This window comes from Pseudomonas sp. KCJK8993 (assembly GCF_046230915.1).
Lineage (GTDB): Bacteria > Pseudomonadota > Gammaproteobacteria > Pseudomonadales > Pseudomonadaceae > Aquipseudomonas > Aquipseudomonas piscis.
On record NZ_JBJJLO010000004.1, the window covers coordinates 60,269 to 77,826 of the forward strand.

The following is a 17,558-nucleotide window of genomic DNA, read 5'->3' on the forward strand; positions in this document are numbered from 1 at the left end:
ACCCAATGAAAAAGCGTTTGTTCATCATCAGCCAGTACCTGCTGCCTCACCACCTGCTGTCGCGTCTGGCGGGCTGCATCGCCGAGTGCCGCGTGCGCTGGTTCAAGAATGCCTTCACCAGCTGGTTCGCCAAGCAGTACCAGGTGGACATGTCCGAGGCCCAGGTAGAAGACGTGACCGCCTACGAGCACTTCAATGCCTTCTTCACCCGCGCCCTGAAAGACGGCGCACGGCCACTGGACCCGACTCCGGGCGCGGTGCTCAGCCCCGCCGACGGCGCCGTCAGCCAGCTCGGCCCGATCGAACATGGGCGAGTGTTCCAGGCCAAGGGCCACAGCTACAGCGTGCTGGAGCTGCTGGGCGGTGACCCGGCCCTGGCCGCGCCGTTCATGGGCGGCGACTTCGCCACCATCTACCTGTCACCCAAGGACTACCACCGCGTGCACATGCCGCTGGCCGGCACCCTGCGGGAAATGGTCTACGTCCCCGGGCGGATCTTCTCGGTCAACCAGACCACCGCGGAAAACGTCCCCGAGCTGTTCGCCCGCAACGAGCGCGTGGTGTGCATCTTCGACACCGAGCGCGGCCCCATGGCCCTGGTGCTGGTGGGCGCGATGATCGTCGCCTCGATCGAAACCGTCTGGGCCGGCCTGGTGACGCCACCCAAGCGCGAACTCAAGACCGTGCGCTACGACGAGGCCGCCCGCGCCCCGATCCACTTGGAGAAAGGCGCCGAGATGGGCCGCTTCAAACTGGGCTCCACCGCCATCGTGCTGTTCGGCCCGGACCAGGTGCAGTGGGCCGAAGGGCTGGCGGCCGGTTCGCCGGTCCGCATGGGCCAGGGCCTGGGCGCGCCCACGGCGTGATGCCCGGCTAACACCGCAAACAAAAACGCCGCTGATCAGCGGCGTTTTTCATGGGGGAAGACTCGTACCCGATCAGGCCTGCCCGTCGCGATCGCGCAAGCCCAACAGGTACAGCACGCCGTCCAGGCCCAGGGTCGAGATCGCCTGCTTGGCCGACTGCTTGACCAGCGGCTTGGCACGGAACGCCACGCCCAGGCCGGCAATGCCCAGCATCGGCAGGTCGTTGGCGCCGTCGCCGACCGCGATGGTCTGCTCCAGGCGCAGGCCTTCCTTGTGCGCGAGTTCACGCAGCAGGTCGGCCTTGCGTTGTGCGTCGACAATCGGCTCTACGGCCACGCCGGTGACCTTGCCATCCACCACTTCCAGCTCGTTGGCGAACACGTAGTCGATGCCCAGCTTGGCTTGCAGCTGCTTGGCGAAATAGGTGAAGCCACCGGACAGGATCGCGGTCTTGTAGCCCAGGCGCTTGAGCTCGGCGAACAGGGTCTCGGCGCCCTCGGTCAGGCGCAGGGAGGCGCCGATGGAATCCAGCACGCTGACGTCCAGGCCTTTGAGCAGGGCCAGGCGCTCCTTGAAGCTGGCGCGAAAATCCAGCTCGCCGGCCATGGCCCGTTCGGTGATTGCCGCGACCCGATCGCCGACCCCGGCGGCCTTGGCCAACTCGTCGATGACCTCGGCCTCGATCAGCGTCGAGTCCATGTCGAACACCGCCAGGCGCCGGTTGCGGCGGAACAGCGAGTCCTCCTGGAAGGCGATGTCGACGTTCAACTCCTGGGCCACACTGAGGAATTCGGCCCGCAGCGCCTGGGGATCGGCGGCTTCGCCGCGTACCGAGAACTCGATGCAGCCCTTGCCCTGGTCGGCGGGCATATCCAGGGGCATGCGCCCGGACAGGCGATCGATGTGGTCGATGTTCAAGCCGTACTTGGCGGTGATCGAACTGACTCGCTGCAACTGCTCGGCGGTGACCTTGCGGGTCAGCAGGGTGACGATGTGGCGCTTCTTGCCCTGCCCCGCCACCCACTGCTGGTAATCCTCCTCGGACACCGGGGTGAAACGCACCTGCTGGTCGAGCTTGTAGGCGGTGAACAGGATGTCCTTGAGCACCGAGGAACTGCGCTCGTTGTCCGGGATCTCGACCAGGATGCCGAACGACAAGGCGTCGTGGATCACCGCCTGACCGATGTCGAGAATGTTCACACCACCCTGGGCCAGGACGCCGGTAATGGCCGCAGTCAGACCGGGACGATCTTCGCCGGTGATGTTTATCAGGACAATTTCGCGCAAGGCGCACCCCCGAGGTGGAAAAAAAAGCGCATTCTACCCATTTTCGCTGACCATCGGGCACAGCCAGCGCTTTGCCGGCCTAGGGCCTCTCGCTATACTGCGCGTCAACTTCACGGACTAAAGAGCCGAGCTCAGTGAACCGGCCCACGCCAGTTAAAAACGATAACTTCTTCTTGCTGATCTTCCGTGCACTGCGCCACCGCCGTGTACCGATTGCATTGCGTATTGCCAGCCATAACGTGATCCTGGTCGCCCTGGCCCTGGTGATCTATGCCGGCGTGATGGGCCTGCAATTCAAGCAAGCCATGCATGAGCAGGCCGACGCCCTGGGCCAGAGCCTGACTACCCAGACCGCCACCTCGGCCACCGAGCTGCTGGTGTCCAACGACATCCTCAGCCTCAACGTCTTGCTCAACAACCTGACCAAGAATCCGCTGGTGGCCCACGCGGCGATCTACAGCGTCGACAACCGCATCCTCGCCGAGGCCGGCCAACGCCCCAAGAGCAGCCTGCTGGGCGAAACCGAAGGCGTGTACCAGACCAAGATCACCTTCCAGGAGGTCACCGCCGGCAATCTGCGGATCAGCCTGGACATGGCCCAGTTCCAGCAGCCGATGACCATCAGCCTGCAGAGCATGGGCATCCTCAGCGCCATCCTGCTGGCCCTGGCGCTCGCCCTGAGCCTGCGCCTGGGTCGCCATATCTCCACCCCGCTGCTGCAATTGCGGGTCTGGCTGCGGGACCTGGACGAACATACCCCGGCGATCCAGCGCCAGGATGAAATCGGTGACCTGGCGCGCCAGCTGCACGCCCGCCTCGCCCCGGAGATCCCCGAGCCAGAGCCTCAGCCCGAACCGCAAGAACAGGACGAAGAAGACGCCCCGGCTTTCGAAATCCGCAACCTGCGCGATCCGAGCTTCGATGAAAGCGCCCCGGTGGCCGGCTTGAAACCAGCGCCACGGCACCTGGTCAGCGCCGAGGAAGACGAACTGGACGAAGAAGACCCGTTCGCCGACCTGCGCGATCATTCCTCGCCCTCGGCGCCGTTGGCCAAGTCCCAGGCGCAGCCCGAGGTCCCGGCCGAACCCCAGCACAGCGCCGTGCTGGCGGTGCAACTGGGCGCCCAGGAACAGCTGCGGCGCCTGCCCCGGGCGCGCCTGACGGAATTGCTCGAACGCTACCGTGATTGCCTCGACCAGGCGGCCTCGCTGTACCAGAGCGAGCTGCACACCCTGAACGATGGCAGCACGCTGATGCTGTTCCACAGCGAAGACAGCGGCGATGACTACCTGACCAACGCCATCTGCTGCGGCGAGCTCTTGCGCGCCCTGGGCCATGCCCTGCAGATCGAAGTGGCGGACAGCGGCATCACCCTGCAACTGCAGCTGGGCCTGACCCTGGGCGAAGGACTGTTCGGCCTGAGCCAGATCGACCTGCTGCTGACCGAGACCGCCCAGGATGCCCTGGCGCTGTCCCAGCACAGCCGCAACCTGCTGCTGGTGGAGCGCAAGGTCAATGATGACGCCCTACTGCGCCAGCGCGCACGTATCCGTCCGATCGCCAGCCCGGAAGGTGCCTGCTGCGTCGAACGCCTGATGGAACCCTACCCGTCGATGCTGGAGCGACAGCTGGCGCGCATGCACGAGACCCGGGCCAAGCTGTAACGCCTGTCAACACAGCCGGCCCTGCGCGTGATGCCGATCAGTTATGCAAGGTGATCCCGACGCTCGATTGCTCGCGATGGTCGTTAACAGTCGCACGTGCTGACTGGATACACGCACATCGCGGGCAAGCCTCGCCCCTACAGCATTAGCCCGGCACGGGCTTTTTTGTGCCTGCTCCCCCAGAAACCACAAGGCCCGCCAATGGCGGGCCTTGTCTTGCTGCGGATCACATCAGAACCGGAACACTTCCATATCCGTGCGGATCGGCGTGGCCATCGGCATCTTCGGCCGCTTTTCCGGCTCAGCCGGCTTGGGCGCCGGCGCCGGTGGCGCCTTGCGCGGAACCTCGGCCACCGCAGGCTGGTTGGCCAGGGGCTTGAGGGCACCGGACAACTGTTCGGCCAGGCGCTGCAACAGCACGCCTTGCGCCTGTACCTGGGACGCAGTGGTCCCCGCATGTTGCTCCTGCAGGTGAACGATGCGGTTGTCGCGTACCTGGCCGCGACGGTCGATCAGGCGCCACTGGGCATCCAGTACCGCCGGCTGGGTCTTGCCGGAATCCAGGCGGGTGATCGACAGCAGTACCTGCACATCCGGAGTGAAGCCGTTGGTGGCCGGGGCCAACACCACCCGCTGGCTATCCAGGTGACCGGCTACCTGGCGCAGCAGCAACTGATCGATATCCGAAGACAGGCTGCCAGCCCAACGGCCGTCGGTCGAGGCCTGCAGGCTGCCATCATCCTGGCGCTGCAGCAGGGTTTCACGTTGCAGGTAATCGGCAATCAGCACCGGCCCCAGCAATACCGACATGCCGGTGCTGGCCGGCTGGGCTGGACTTCCGCTGTCCAGCTGATACAGCGACACCGGCTGGTGAACGCTGCAACCCGCCAGGCCAAGAACGCCCGCGAGCAGGAAAATAAAAGGAAGGCGCAGAACAGTCATCATCCCATCCAGGTGGCGACCACCAGGCCAGCCACAGTGAAAATACTCAAGAAAACAGAATAACGCCGGACCAGGCCGGCGTTTGAAAGCGCATATCATCCGTGAATATGCGCCATGACTCCAGTGTTCCAAGAACGATCGACCAGTTAAATGGCTGATCGTGCCTCTCAATTGAGAGGCTCTACCAACAACGCATCCACTCGCTGGAAGCCCCGCGGCAGCTTGTTGCCGCGACGCCCACGCTCGCCCTTGTAGTGCTCCAGGTCGTCGGCCTTGAGCGACAGGGTGCGCTTGCCCGCCTGCAGCACCAGGGTCGCGCCTTCCGGCAGCACCGCGATATCGGTCACATACTCCTCGCGACTGGCGACTCGCTCACCGGGAATCCCAATGATCTTGTTGCCCTTGCCCTTGCCCAGCTGCGGCAGGTCGCTGATCTTGAACACCAGCAGGCGACCTTCGGTGGTCACCGAGGCCAGCCAGTTCTGCTCGCGATCGGCCACCGGCCTTGGCGCCAGGACCTTGGCGTTGTTCGGCAGGCTCAACAGCGCCTTGCCCGCCTTGTTCTTGGCCTGCAGGTCCTCGCCCTTGACCACGAAGCCGTAGCCGGCATCGGAGGCGATCACATACAGCGCCTCGTCGTCCGGCAGCAGCACGCAGTCGAAGGTCGCGCCCGGCGGCGGCGTCAGGCGGCCGGTGAGCGGTTCGCCCTGGCCACGGGCCGATGGCAACGTGTGGGCCGCCACCGAATAACTGCGACCGGTGGAGTCGATGAACACCGCGAACTGATTGGAACGCCCGGCGGCAGCGGTCTTATAGCCGTCACCAGCCTTGTAGGACAAGCCAGTGGCGTCGATATCATGCCCCTTGGCGCAGCGGACCCAACCTTTTTCCGACAGAACGATAGTCACCGGTTCGGTCGGCATCAGCTCGTTTTCCGACAGGGCCTTGGCTTCGGCACGTTCGACGATCGGCGAACGACGGTCGTCGCCATAGGTCTCGGCGTCCTGCAGCAACTCGGTGCGCACCAGCTTCTTGAGCTTGGCTTCGCTGTTGAGCAGCGCCAGCAGCTTGGCCTGTTCCTTGAGCAGTTCGTCCTGCTCGGCCCGCAGCTTCATCTCTTCCAGTCGTGCCAGTTGCCGCAGGCGGGTGTCGAGGATGTAGTCGGCCTGGATCTCGCTGAGGGCGAAACGCTCGATCAGCCTGGCCCGTGGCTGGTCCTCGGTCCGGATGATGTGGATTACTTCATCCAGGTTGAGGTAGGCAATCAGCAAGCCGTCCAACAGGTGCAGGCGGCGCTCGACCTTGTCCAGGCGGAACTGCAAGCGGCGGCGCACGGTGGCGACCCGGAACTCCAGCCATTCCACCAGCAGCGCACGCAGGTTCTTCAGTTGCGGCTTGCCGTCCAGGCCGATGATGTTGACGTTGACCCGGTAGGTTGACTCCAGGTCGGTGGTGGCGAACAAGTGCTGCATCAGTTCGCCCGGATCGACCCGGTTGGAACGCGGGATGATCACGATACGGCAAGGGTTCTCGTGATCCGACTCGTCCCGCAGGTCGGCTACCATCGGCAGCTTCTTGGCCTGCATCTGGGCAGCGATCTGCTCCAGCACCTTGGCCCCGGAAACCTGGTGCGGCAACGCGGAAACCACGATGTCGCCGTCTTCGACCCGGTACACGGCGCGCATGCGCACCGAGCCACGACCCGTCTCGTAGATCTTCAGCAGGTCGGCACGCGGGGTGATGATCTCCGCCTCGGTGGGATAGTCCGGCCCCTGGATGTGCTCGCACAGCTGTTCCACCGTGGCCTTGGGCTCGTCCAGCAGGCGTACGCAGGCCGAAGCCACTTCCCGCAGGTTATGCGGCGGTACGTCGGTGGCCATGCCCACGGCGATGCCGGTGGTGCCGTTGAGCAGGATGTTCGGCAAGCGCGCCGGCAGCACCAGCGGCTCCTGGAGCGTGCCGTCGAAGTTCGGCCCCCAGTCCGCGGTGCCCTGGCCCAGCTCGCTGAGCAGCACCTCGGAGTAGCGCGACAGTCGCGCCTCGGTATAACGCATGGCCGCGAAGGACTTGGGATCGTCCGGTGCACCCCAGTTACCCTGGCCGTCCACCAGCGTGTAGCGGTAGCTGAACGGCTGGGCCATGAGCACCATGGCTTCGTAGCAGGCGGAGTCGCCGTGCGGGTGGAACTTGCCGAGCACGTCACCCACGGTACGGGCGGACTTCTTGTGCTTGGAATCGGCATCCAGCCCCAGCTCACTCATGGCGTAGACGATACGCCGCTGTACCGGTTTCAGGCCGTCGCCGATATGCGGCAGCGCACGGTCCATGATCACGTACATGGAGTAGTTGAGGTAGGCATTTTCGGTGAAGTCAGCCAGTGACCGGCGTTCTACGCCATCCAGGCTGAGATCAAGGGAGTCGCTCATGCGGGCCTCATTGGTTCGTGGTCTGGCGCAGCAGCATGGTGCCGCCGCGCTGAGTAAATTCAAGTTTCTTCAAAGCGCTCATGCCCAGCAGGACCTGGTCCCCGTCGAGCCCTGGAGCCACCAGGGCCCGGACATCGCGCAGGGTGATATCGCCCAGTTGCAGACGCTCGATACGGGTCCGGTAGCCCTCGCTGCGACCGTTGGCGGTACTCAGGGTCACCGGCAGTCCTCGCTCCAGGCCCAGGCGCTCGGCCAGCCCGGAGGGGATCGAGACTTCGGTGGCGCCGGTATCGAGCATGAATTGCACCGGCTGGCCGTCGATATGGCCGCTGGCGACGAAATGCCCCTGGCCGTTGCCGACCAACTTCACTTCGATGTAACCCTCATGTTGTTGCGAACTGACGACAGTGTTGGGGTTCTCCTGGCGCGCTTCCCAATCGGCGAAGAACCGCGTGGCCAGGAACAGCCCCGCCGCCCAGGCCAGGATCAGCAACACTCGGCCGGCACTGCGCCCCGGTTGCTGGCTCACGGTTTGGCACTCCAGCCGCCTTGCGGCGCGGCAAAGCGCCAGACGATCGGTCGGCTTTCACCATCGGCGCGGGCGCCATTGTTGTTATCCAGGCCGATCCAGGCGCCTTCGGCATCCACCACCAGGGCTTCGGCCAGGCCGTAGGGCTGTGGATAACGCCGTGACTCCACCAGGGCTTCGGCAGCGAAGGACCAGCACTGCTCGACCTTGGCGCTCTGCGCATCGCGGCGGCAGATCTGGTAGGCGTTGCGTTCCAGGGTGAACAGCTTGCCGTCGAACAGCGAAAGATCGGCGAAGTCACGGGTCACGGCCTTGGCATGGGGCGCCTGCTCGGGCTGCATCTGCAGGCCGGCTTCGCTGAGCAGCACGCAACCGCCATCGCAATCCCAGGTGCTCTGCCCGCGCTTGATCAGCAACAGGCCGCGCCGCTCACGCTCCGCCGCCAGCCAGATGCGATCCCCGGCCGGGTTCACCGCCAGCCCCTCGAACAAGGCGTTGAAGTGCAGCAGCATGCCGCTGGCCCGGGCTTCGCGGACCATCAGCGGGGAAATCTTCAACCACTCGGGCGCGCCCTGGGCCGGGACCTGCAACACCGAGGCATGGGCCTCGCTGACCACATACTTGTTGCCGGCGGCATCGCAGGAAATGCCTTCGAAGTCCAGGTCTCCGCCACGCACGAAGGACGCCGCCCAGGTCCGTGACTTCAACCCCCAGGGCAAGCCGGTATCGGGTACCGGCGGCACCTCCAGCTTGACCGTCTCGGCCTGCCAGACGCTGTCGCGGGTATCGAGCCGGTAGATCTGGTCGTCGTCGCGGTCCGAGACGGTCCACAGCTCCTGGCCGCACAGCGCCAGCCCCGAGAGGTTGCCGCCGCGCATGCCTTCTACCGGATGCTCGGACAGCAGGCTCAGCTCGGGGGCCGGCGCGGCCACCGCCGAGGTTGCCGATAGCGCCAGGGCCAGGACCAGGCCTTTGTGCATCAGGCCAGCACCTCGGCCAGGTTGCCCTTGGACTCCAGCCAGGACTTGCGGTCGCCGGCGCGTTTCTTGGCCAGCAGCATGTCCATGATTTCCGCGGTGGCCTCGACGTCGTCCAGGGTCAACTGCACCAGGCGCCGGGTATTGGGGTCCATGGTGGTCTCGCGCAGTTGCGGCGGGTTCATTTCGCCCAGGCCCTTGAATCGGGTGACCTGCGGCTTGCCGCGCTTCTTCTCGGCCACCAGGCGATCGAGGATGCCGTCACGCTCGGCGTCGTCCAGGGCGTAGAAGATCTCCTTGCCCAGGTCGATCCGGTACAGCGGCGGCATGGCTACGTAGACGTGGCCGGCATCCACCAGCGGGCGGAAATGCTGGACGAACAGGGCGCAGAGCAAGGTGGCGATGTGCAGGCCGTCGGAGTCGGCGTCGGCGAGGATGCAGATCTTGCCGTAGCGCAACTGGCTCATGTCCTCGGCGCCCGGATCGACGCCGATGGCCACGGCGATGTTGTGCACCTCCTGGCTGGCCAGCACCTCGCTGCCGTCCACTTCCCAGGTGTTGAGGATCTTGCCGCGCAGCGGCAGGATCGCCTGGTATTCCTTGTCCCTTGCCTGCTTGGCCGAACCACCGGCGGAATCACCTTCCACCAGGAACAGCTCGGAACGCATCGGGTCCTGGCCGGCACAATCGGCCAGCTTGCCCGGCAATGCCGGGCCCTGGGTAATGCGCTTGCGCTCGACCTTCTTGCTGGCCTTCAGGCGCCGGCCGGCGTTGCTGATGGCCAGCTCCGCCAGCTGCATGCCCAGTTCGGGGTTGGCGTTGAGCCACAGGCTGAAGGCGTCCTTGACCACTCCAGAGACGAACGCCGCAGCCTCGCGGGACGACAGGCGTTCCTTGGTCTGGCCGGAGAACTGCGCGTCCTGCATTTTCATCGACAGGACGAAGGCGATCCGCTCCCAGACGTCTTCCGGCGCCAGCTTCAAGCCGCGCGGCAACAGGTTGCGGAACTCGCAAAACTCGCGCATGGCGTCCAGCAGGCCCTGGCGCAAGCCGTTGACGTGGGTACCGCCCTGGGCGGTGGGAATCAGGTTGACGTAGCTTTCCTGGACACTGTCGCCGCCCTCGGGCAGCCACAGCAGGGCCCAGTCCACTGCCTCCTTGTTACCCGCCAGGCTGCCGCAGAACGGCTCGGACGGCAGGCGCTCGAACTCGCTGACGGCATCCACCAGGTAGGAACGCAGGCCATCTTCGTAGTGCCACTCGACCTTCTCGCCGGTGCCCTTGTCCTCGAAGCTGACCAGCAAGCCCGGGCACAGCACGGCCTTGGCCTTGAGCACGTGCTTGAGGCGGCTGACGGAGAATTTCGGCGAATCGAAGTATTTCGGGTCCGGGGCGAAGAACACGGAAGTACCGGTATTGCGCTTGCCAACGCTGCCGACCACTTCCAACTCGGAAGCCTTGTAGCCGTCGGCGAAGGTCATCTGGTACTCGCTGCCATCGCGCTTGACCCGCACCCGTACCTGGCTGGACAGGGCGTTGACCACGGAAATGCCCACCCCGTGCAAGCCGCCGGAGAACTGGTAGTTCTTGTTGGAGAACTTGCCGCCGGCGTGGAGCTTGGTGAGGATCAGCTCGATGCCGGATACGCCCTCTTCCGGGTGGATGTCCACCGGCATGCCACGACCGTCGTCGGACACTTCCAGGGAATGATCGGCATGCAGGATGACCTGTATCGACTTCGCATGGCCGGCCAGGGCTTCGTCGACACTGTTGTCGATGACTTCCTGGGCCAGGTGGTTGGGCCGCGTGGTGTCAGTGTACATGCCCGGGCGTTTGCGCACCGGGTCGAGTCCCGAGAGGACTTCGATGGCGTCTGCGTTATAGGAGCTAGCGCTGGGAGTGGCCATGGGTTCTCGTCGTTAGTCGTTCAATGAATATGGGGCGCGGCTTCACAGTGCGGTGAAGTCGAACGCCTGGTACTGATCGGCGGTAATGCCGGCAAAACTCAACATCGCCGGCAATTGGCCGGTAAAACCTTGGAAACTATGGTCGCCGCCTGCCTGGATGCGCAAGGCGCAAGCGCGGTAGTACGCCTGGGCGTGGCGATAATCCAGCGTCTCGTCCCCGGTCTGCAACCAGACCTGGTAACGCTGCGGATCCTGAGGCGGCGGGACCTCCAATGCCTCCAGGGCCGCCACGTGATCGAGGGTCAGCTCCCAGGTTTCATCGGTATACAGGTTCTGCTGCGGGCCCAGGTAACCATCGAACAGGCGGTGCGGGTTGACGGCGGGATTGATCAGCAAGGCTTTCAGACCGTGGCGCTCGGCAAGGTGTGTCGCATAGTAGCCGCCGAGCGAGCTGCCGACCAGCAATGGACGGCCCAGCTCGACGATCGCCTGCTCCAGCTGGCCAATGGCCTGGCGCGGATGATGGTGCAGGGCCGGTACCCGCAAATGGTCGCCCAGGCCGATCTGCTCCATGACCCGGCGCAACTGGGAGGCCTTGGTCGAAGCCGGAGCGCTATTGAAGCCGTGGATATAAAGGATGGAAGCGGACATGCAGACTCCCTGTGCCTGGGCAAAGGCCGCAGTTTACAGGGATGGCGCCGGGTTACGAAGCGGCTTCAGTAACCGTCGCTGCCGTAGTCCACGGTGAAGGCATAACCCTCGACCCGCTGTACGCCGGTTTCCAGCCGTCCGTCGGCCAGCAGCCGCAGCCAGCGGTAACCCGGCGCCCGCTCCTCGACCTTGAAGTCATCGCTGCGAGGCTCGAACTGGATGCAGGTCGAGGGTGAGGCCAAGAGTCGCAGGTCGTCGCGCCAGCGGTCGATCTCCTGGTGTACATGGCCCCATAACAAGGCCCGGACCTGCGGCCGCCCCTCGATCGCCTCGAACAAGGCCTCGGCATTGCGCAGGCCGATGGGCTCCATCCACGCACAATCGATGGACACCGGATGATGGTGCAGGCAGATCAGGTGATGACGCCCTGGCGCCTCGTCCAGGGAGCGGACCAGCAGTTGCAGCTGCTCGTCCTGGAGAAACCCCGGTACCGAGCCCGGCACGGACGAATCCAGCAGGATGATGCGCCAGTTGCCGATGTCCACCACAGGTTGCAGCAGCTCGCTGCCTTGGGCGGCCAGGCGCATGACGCCTGGTTCGTCGTGGTTGCCCGGCAACCAGCGGGCGGGTGCCGGGATCTGCGCACTCAACTGGTGAAAGCGCTGGTAGGACTGCAGGCTGCCGTCCTGGGACAAGTCGCCGGTGGCCAGCACCAGGTCGACCTGTGGCTGTTGCGCCAGCACCAGGTCGATGACCCGTTGCAGACTGTCGGCGGTGTTCATGCCCAGCAGCGTGCCGTGCGTCTCGGCAAACAGGTGGCTGTCCGACAGTTGCACCAGCAACACGGAATCATCGGCGGGCAAAGCGGGTACGCTTGGCAAGGAGTTCTCCCAGGGCAGGACCAAGGCATGAGGAATGGGGCAATTATGCTTGGGGAAGTCGCCAGGTGGAAACCGCGGAACCGGACCCAGTTCACATCTTCATTCTGTCCGCTTGCCGGCCTAGCGCACGGCCTCGAACTCGTGCCCGCAGGCCAGGCAATGGCTCAGCCATTCGCCGAGGAAGATGTTCAGCTGGGCCTTCTCGTCCGGCTGGTGCATGAAGGCGTTGGGATAGGGATAGATGCTGCGAAAGCGCCGTGCGTGCTCGGCGCTGATCACCTCGGCCATGCGCGCGTCATGGTAGACCTGCACTTCCAGCTGCGGGACCGGCAGCCAGGGCAGGCTGTGCTCCTGGCGCACCTGCAAGGTGGTGGTATAGGGACAGGCCAGCACCACCTCCAGGGCCAGCACGCCAAGCATCTGCTCGCCCTGGGTCACGGCGATGCGTCGCGCCTCCGGCTGGTTGCGCATGTCGGGCAACAGGCGCATCAACCGGGCGTAGTTGGCCTCGCAGGAAGCTTGCAGCCCCGCGAGGTCCACCCGATAGCGATCACGCACCTTGTTTACGACCATAATCCCCTCACTTGCGCGCGATTGAGCGCCAGCCACTGCAAGGCAATGATGCTGGACGCATTGCAGATCCGCCCGTCACGCATGGCCTGCTGGGCATCCTCGTAGGCCATCACCGAAACCCGGATATCCTCCGCTTCCTCCTCCAGCCCGTACAGTCCGCCGGCGGCGCTGCTGTCGCAGCGTCCCAGGTACAGATGGACGAACTCGGTACTGCCGCCGGGCGATGGGAAATACCGGGTCATGGGCCACAGCGCCGAGATGTCCAGGCCCGCCTCCTCCTGCGCCTCGCGACGGGCGACCTGCTCGGGCTGCTCGTCCTTGTCGATCAGGCCAGCCACCAGCTCCACCAGCCAGGGCGAGGCGGCCTTGCCCATGGCGCCAACGCGGAACTGCTCGATCAGCACCACCTCGTCGCGCTGCGGATCGTACGGCAGTACGCAGACCGCATCGTGACGGACGAAGACTTCACGATTGATTTCAGGTCCCATGCCGCCAGCGAACAGCTCGTGGCGCAAGTGCAGGCGTTCGAGCCGATAGAAACCCTGGAAACAGTTTTCGCGCCGGATGATCTCGACGGCACTCGGCGTGGAGTGGGCAAAGTCAGTCATAACAATCCTCGTGTACTACCTGTTCGATCCGAGGATCCTCCTCGACTTCGCGCAATCCTAACGCGCTCGCGCCTGCCCATGCAGCCCCTTTGCCCTCAGCGGGATAGACGGCGAGGGGCTAAACCTACTCTAATTGCCTCCATTGAGCTTAGTGGCGAACCGACTGCCCCGCAGGTAGTCGAAGCCGGTAGCTTTCGCCTCCCCCTGGTTTATGAAGGACGCCCATGTCGCTTGTCAAAATCGCCTCCGTGGCCTGCATCGCCCTGACCCTGGGCGCCTGCCAGAGCCTGTTCCAGCCAAGCTACAAGGCCCCCCTGGAGGTCACCCGAGATAAATCCGAACAGCTCAAATCCGGCTGCAGCGGTGCCGACTGCCCGCTGGTCAACCTCGACCTCGTGCACTTCCCCGCCGAGCCGCAGCTGGATGCCATCGTCGAGAAACGCCTGTTGCAGATGACTCGTACCAGCCCCGAGGCGCCGATGCCGGCCAGCCTGGTGGCCTACCGCGAGCAGTTCCTGCGCAGCGCCGCGGACCGCCACGGCATGTACCTGCAATCCAAGCTACGCGACCAGCATGACGGCCTGGTGATCGTCGAACTGGCCAGCTACCTGGACACCGGTACCGCCAATGGCACGCCGGGCCGTGGCTTCGTCAACTATTCGCGCCAGCAGCACAAGGCCCTGGGCCTGGCCGACATGCTGCTGCCCGGCCAGGAAGAGATGTTCTGGAAGGCCGCCCGGGTCGCCCACAACAACTGGCTGATCAGCACCCACCTGGATCGCGAGGCCGAGTTCATCAGGACCTGGCCATTCCAGAAGACCCCGAACGTGGCCCTGACCCGCAACGTGGTGACCCTCAAGTACGACGTCAACAGCATCGCCCCGGCCCCCTTGGGCCACGTCGAGCTGCAGATCCCCTACTCGCGCCTGCGCGGCATACTCAAGCCCGAGCTGCTTCCCGACGCCGACTGAAGCCCAGCACTCCGTGCAACAGCCCTGCCAGCAACAGCGACGGCAGGGTTGCCCCAACATCCGGATAGAAATTGGCCAGCAGGTGGTAGGTGCTCACCCCACCGAGCCAGGCCAGCAGTGCCGGACCGTGCCAGGCCGCCAGTGAGGCCCGGGCACCGCGCCGGCGCAGGATGAAGTGATCCACCAGTACCACGCCGAACAGCGGCGCGAACACCGAGCCGATCAGCAGCAGGAAGTTCTGGTACTGGGCCAACGGCGCCAGGCAGGCGATCAAGGTGCAGAGCACGCCAATGCCCAGGGCCAGGTGCTCGACCTGCAGCCGCAGCAGGATACCGCTAGACACCGCCGCCGAATGGATGTCGGCGAAAGCGTTTTCCGACTCGTCCAGCAGGATCAGCAGCAGCGGGAGCCCCAACCCGGCCCCGGCCAGCGCCAGCAACAGGGCATTGGCCTCGCCGTCGGGCGCGAAGGCCAGGGCATAGGCCACTCCCAGGGTCATCAGCCAGGCATTGCCGATGAAGAACCCCAGGGCGGTGCCGCCGAACACATTCCGCGCGCTCTTGCCGAAGCGCGAGTAGTCGGCGATCAACGGTAACCAGGACAGCGGCATGGCGATGGCGATATCGAAGCCCACGGCGAACGGCATCGAGCCGTCCCCGGCCCGCTTCCACAGCGCCACCAGGTCGGCCCGGGCGAACAGGTTCCAGGTCAGCCACAGGCAGGCCGCCAGCAGCAGCCAGATCCCCCACTTGCGCAAAATCCGCCGGACGAAGGTCAAGGGTCCGCTGACCGCCAGCAAGGTGGCCAGCGCTCCGAAGAACAGGGTCCAGAGCACGGGACTGGTCCAGGCGCTGCCTTCACCGAAGGTCCGGGCTCCCAGGAGGCTGGCGGCATCGCGCATGACGATGATCTCGAACGATCCCCAGCCCACCAGCTGCAACAGGTTGAGCAACGCCGGCAGCCGGGCGCCGTGGCGTCCCAGGCTGAGCCTGAGGGCGGCCATGGCGGACAGCCCCGTATCGCTGCCGATCACCCCCACGGCCGCCAGCAACAGCACCCCCACCGCGCTGCCCAACAGGATCGCCAGCACCCCATGGGCCAGCCCCAGCCCCGGCGCCAGCAGCGCGCCGGTTTGCAACACCATCAGGCCGATGCCGAGTGAGAACCACAGGCAAAACAGATCGCGGGCGCCGAATACGCGTTTGTCGGCAGGGACCGCAAGGTCGGGAGAGTAGGTACTGGTTGGACTGCTCAAGGCGGTGGTCTCGAAAGAAAAAGGGACAGAGGCAAGGAGCAGCAGCTAGCGCCAAGCTGCAAGCAAGAGCCGTGGGCCCTCGCCTGCTACTTGCCGCTAGCCGCGTGCCGCTGCCTCTCAGACTTTCTTGTACAGCTGGCTGCCTTCCTGCTTGAAGCGCTCGGCCTGCTCGGCCATGCCCTTGGCCACGTCGACATCCACCGCCTCGATGCGCTGGTTGGCGGCGTACTCACGGACTTCCTGGGTGATCTTCATCGAGCAGAACTTCGGCCCGCACATGGAGCAGAAATGCGCCACCTTGGCCGAATCCTTGGGCAGGGTCTCGTCGTGGAACGCACGCGCGGTGTCCGGGTCCAGGCCGAGGTTGAACTGGTCTTCCCAGCGGAACTCGAAGCGCGCCTTGCTCAAGGCGTTGTCGCGGATCTGCGCGCCCGGGTGGCCCTTGGCAAGGTCGGCGGCATGCGCGGCGATCTTGTAGGTGATGATCCCGGTCTTGACATCATCCTTGTTCGGCAGGCCCAGGTGTTCCTTGGGCGTGACGTAGCAGAGCATGGCGCAGCCGAACCAGCCGATCATCGCCGCGCCGATGCCCGAGGTGATGTGGTCGTAGCCCGGGGCGATGTCGGTGGTCAGTGGGCCGAGGGTGTAGAACGGCGCCTCGTCGCAGCATTCCAGCTGCTTGTCCATGTTCTCCTTGATCAGTTGCATCGGCACGTGGCCAGGGCCTTCGATCATGCACTGCACGTCGTGCTTCCAGGCGATCTTGGTCAGTTCGCCGAGGGTTTCCAGCTCGCCGAACTGGGCTTCGTCGTTGGCGTCGGCCACCGAGCCGGGACGCAAGCCGTCGCCCAGCGAGAAGCTGACGTCGTAGGCCTTCATGATTTCGCAGATTTCCTCGAAGTGGGTATAGAGGAAATTCTCCTTGTGGTGGGCCAGGCACCACTTGGCCATGATCGAGCCGCCACGGCTGACGATGCCGGTGACCCGCTTGGCGGTCAGCGGCACATAGCGCAGCAGCACGCCGGCGTGGATGGTGAAGTAGTCCACGCCCTGCTCGGCCTGCTCGATCAGGGTGTCGCGGAACAGCTCCCAGGTCAGGTCCTCGGCCACGCCGTTGACCTTCTCCAGGGCCTGGTAGATCGGTACGGTGCCGATCGGTACCGGCGAGTTGCGGATGATCCACTCGCGGGTTTCATGGATGTGCTTGCCGGTGGACAGGTCCATGACCGTGTCCGAGCCCCAGCGGATGCCCCAGGTCAGCTTGGCCACTTCTTCTTCGATGGACGAACCCAGGGCGCTGTTGCCGATGTTGCCGTTGATCTTCACCAGGAAGTTGCGGCCGATGATCATCGGCTCCAGCTCCACGTGGTTGATGTTGGCCGGGATGATCGCGCGGCCGCGGGCGATTTCCTCGCGCACGAACTCGGGGGTGATTTCCTTGGGGATGCTGGCGCCGAAGCTGTGGCCAGCGTGCTGCTGCTTGAGCAGGCCGGCGGCGCGGGCTTCCTGCAGCTTCATGTTTTCGCGGATGGCGACGTATTCCATCTCGGCGGTGATGATGCCCTTGCGCGCGTAGTGCATCTGGCTGACGTTGGCACCGGCCTTGGCCCGGCGCGGGTTGCGCACATGGGCGAAACGCAGCTTGGTCAGCTCGGCATCGGCCAGGCGCTGCTGGCCGAAGTCGGAAGACAGGCCGACCAGGCGCTCGGTGTCGGCGCGGTCGTCGATCCAGGCCGAACGCACGTCGCCCAGGCCCTTGCGCACATCGATCACCACGTTGGGGTCGGTGTAAGGGCCAGAAGTGTCGTAGACGGTCACCGGCGCGTTGATCTCGCCACCGAAGTCGGTGGGAGTCACATCCAGGGTGATCTCACGCATGGGCACGCGAATATCCGGGCGCGAGCCCTGGACATAGATTTTTTGCGAGCGGGCAAAGGGCTGCACCGATTGCTGGTCGACTTGGGCCGACTCACTGAGGTTGCTAGCGTTTTTTAGTTTTGTCGTCATCACGGGCTCTCCAG

At 64.9% G+C, this 17,558-nt stretch carries 15 protein-coding genes; 3 read left to right on the forward strand and 12 right to left on the reverse strand.

Annotated elements, in window-relative coordinates; genetic code table 11:
* The first annotated feature begins 5 nt into the window (after positions 1-5).
* Entirely contained in the window at positions 6-866 is an 861-nt protein-coding gene (asd, locus tag ACK6AU_RS02655; protein WP_185697496.1) for an archaetidylserine decarboxylase, read from the forward strand.
* Between the two features lie 72 nt (positions 867-938).
* On the opposite strand, the gene serB is transcribed toward asd, so the two are convergent.
* Positions 939-2,153 carry a phosphoserine phosphatase SerB gene (serB, locus tag ACK6AU_RS02660; RefSeq protein ID WP_185697495.1) on the reverse strand — a complete coding sequence of 405 codons (1,215 nt, stop codon included), beginning with the start codon at positions 2,151-2,153 and terminating at the stop codon, positions 939-941.
* A gap of 134 nt (positions 2,154-2,287) precedes the next feature.
* Between serB and ACK6AU_RS02665 the strand changes: the two genes are divergently transcribed.
* Positions 2,288-3,817: an AhpA/YtjB family protein gene (locus tag ACK6AU_RS02665; RefSeq protein ID WP_409297605.1), complete on the forward strand. Its 1,530-nt coding sequence runs from the start codon at positions 2,288-2,290 to the stop codon at positions 3,815-3,817.
* A gap of 231 nt (positions 3,818-4,048) precedes the next feature.
* Here the strand turns inward: ACK6AU_RS02665 and ACK6AU_RS02670 are convergent, their stop codons facing one another.
* The 9 genes from ACK6AU_RS02670 to ACK6AU_RS02710 all read right to left on the reverse strand — a co-directional run bounded on the left by ACK6AU_RS02670 (position 4,049) and on the right by ACK6AU_RS02710 (position 13,311).
* Entirely contained in the window at positions 4,049-4,759 is a 711-nt protein-coding gene (locus ACK6AU_RS02670) for a membrane integrity-associated transporter subunit PqiC (protein WP_409297607.1), read from the reverse strand.
* Positions 4,760-4,926: 167 nt separating this feature from the next.
* Positions 4,927-7,185 carry a DNA topoisomerase IV subunit A gene (parC, locus tag ACK6AU_RS02675; RefSeq protein WP_185697492.1) on the reverse strand — a complete coding sequence of 753 codons (2,259 nt, stop codon included), beginning with the start codon at positions 7,183-7,185 and terminating at the stop codon, positions 4,927-4,929.
* Between the two features lie 7 nt (positions 7,186-7,192).
* The gene (locus ACK6AU_RS02680) at positions 7,193-7,714 is read right to left on the reverse strand and encodes a TIGR02281 family clan AA aspartic protease (protein ID WP_185697491.1); all 522 of its coding nucleotides are present in this window, start codon (positions 7,712-7,714) and stop codon (positions 7,193-7,195) included.
* Entirely contained in the window at positions 7,711-8,694 is a 984-nt protein-coding gene (locus ACK6AU_RS02685) for an esterase-like activity of phytase family protein (RefSeq protein WP_185697490.1), read from the reverse strand. Before ACK6AU_RS02685 ends, ACK6AU_RS02680 begins: the two co-directional genes overlap by 4 nt.
* On the reverse strand, positions 8,694-10,598 hold the full coding sequence (gene parE / locus ACK6AU_RS02690) for a DNA topoisomerase IV subunit B (RefSeq protein WP_185697489.1): 1,905 nt from the start codon (positions 10,596-10,598) through the stop codon (positions 8,694-8,696). Before parE ends, ACK6AU_RS02685 begins: the two co-directional genes overlap by 1 nt.
* A 42-nt stretch (positions 10,599-10,640) precedes the next feature.
* Positions 10,641-11,249, reverse strand: coding sequence for a YqiA/YcfP family alpha/beta fold hydrolase (locus ACK6AU_RS02695; RefSeq protein WP_409297611.1), 609 nt, complete (start codon positions 11,247-11,249; stop codon positions 10,641-10,643).
* Positions 11,250-11,314: 65 nt separating this feature from the next.
* Entirely contained in the window at positions 11,315-12,130 is an 816-nt protein-coding gene (gene cpdA, locus ACK6AU_RS02700; protein WP_409297613.1) for a 3',5'-cyclic-AMP phosphodiesterase, read from the reverse strand.
* Positions 12,131-12,250: 120 nt separating this feature from the next.
* Complete coding sequence (locus ACK6AU_RS02705) at positions 12,251-12,703, reverse strand: DUF1249 domain-containing protein (protein ID WP_022641344.1); 453 nt, start codon at positions 12,701-12,703, stop codon at positions 12,251-12,253.
* A complete protein-coding gene (locus ACK6AU_RS02710) occupies positions 12,694-13,311 on the reverse strand; it encodes an NUDIX domain-containing protein (RefSeq protein WP_409297615.1) in 618 nt (205 codons plus the stop codon). Before ACK6AU_RS02710 ends, ACK6AU_RS02705 begins: the two co-directional genes overlap by 10 nt.
* Positions 13,312-13,535: 224 nt before the next feature.
* Between ACK6AU_RS02710 and ACK6AU_RS02715 the strand changes: the two genes are divergently transcribed.
* Complete coding sequence (locus tag ACK6AU_RS02715) at positions 13,536-14,282, forward strand: DUF3298 domain-containing protein (RefSeq protein ID WP_185697485.1); 747 nt, start codon at positions 13,536-13,538, stop codon at positions 14,280-14,282.
* Here ACK6AU_RS02715 and cytX read toward each other — a convergent pair.
* Both cytX and thiC read right to left on the reverse strand, forming a co-directional pair.
* Positions 14,251-15,537 (reverse strand): putative hydroxymethylpyrimidine transporter CytX, encoded by a 1,287-nt coding sequence (gene cytX, locus ACK6AU_RS02720; RefSeq protein ID WP_409297618.1) that lies wholly within the window; start codon positions 15,535-15,537, stop codon positions 14,251-14,253. The genes ACK6AU_RS02715 and cytX overlap by 32 nt on opposite strands.
* A 117-nt stretch (positions 15,538-15,654) precedes the next feature.
* Positions 15,655-17,544 carry a phosphomethylpyrimidine synthase ThiC gene (thiC, locus tag ACK6AU_RS02725; protein ID WP_409297620.1) on the reverse strand — a complete coding sequence of 630 codons (1,890 nt, stop codon included), beginning with the start codon at positions 17,542-17,544 and terminating at the stop codon, positions 15,655-15,657.
* Positions 17,545-17,558 lie beyond the last annotated feature (14 nt).

Bases quoted from the DNA above. Each gene is read 5' to 3' on its own strand.
- ACK6AU_RS02705 (WP_022641344.1), bottom strand. From the start codon at position 12,703: ATGGTCGTAAACAAGGTGCGTGATCGCTATCGGGTGGACCTCGCGGGG.
- parC (WP_185697492.1), bottom strand. From the start codon at position 7,185: ATGAGCGACTCCCTTGATCTCAGCCTGGATGGCGTAGAACGCCGGTCA.
- ACK6AU_RS02670 (WP_409297607.1), bottom strand. From the start codon at position 4,759: ATGACTGTTCTGCGCCTTCCTTTTATTTTCCTGCTCGCGGGCGTTCTT.
- ACK6AU_RS02685 (WP_185697490.1), bottom strand. From the start codon at position 8,694: ATGCACAAAGGCCTGGTCCTGGCCCTGGCGCTATCGGCAACCTCGGCG.
- thiC (WP_409297620.1), bottom strand. From the start codon at position 17,544: ATGACGACAAAACTAAAAAACGCTAGCAACCTCAGTGAGTCGGCCCAA.
- ACK6AU_RS02715 (WP_185697485.1), top strand. From the start codon at position 13,536: ATGTCGCTTGTCAAAATCGCCTCCGTGGCCTGCATCGCCCTGACCCTG.
- ACK6AU_RS02695 (WP_409297611.1), bottom strand. From the start codon at position 11,249: ATGTCCGCTTCCATCCTTTATATCCACGGCTTCAATAGCGCTCCGGCT.
- parE (WP_185697489.1), bottom strand. From the start codon at position 10,598: ATGGCCACTCCCAGCGCTAGCTCCTATAACGCAGACGCCATCGAAGTC.
- asd (WP_185697496.1), top strand. From the start codon at position 6: ATGAAAAAGCGTTTGTTCATCATCAGCCAGTACCTGCTGCCTCACCAC.
- ACK6AU_RS02710 (WP_409297615.1), bottom strand. From the start codon at position 13,311: ATGACTGACTTTGCCCACTCCACGCCGAGTGCCGTCGAGATCATCCGG.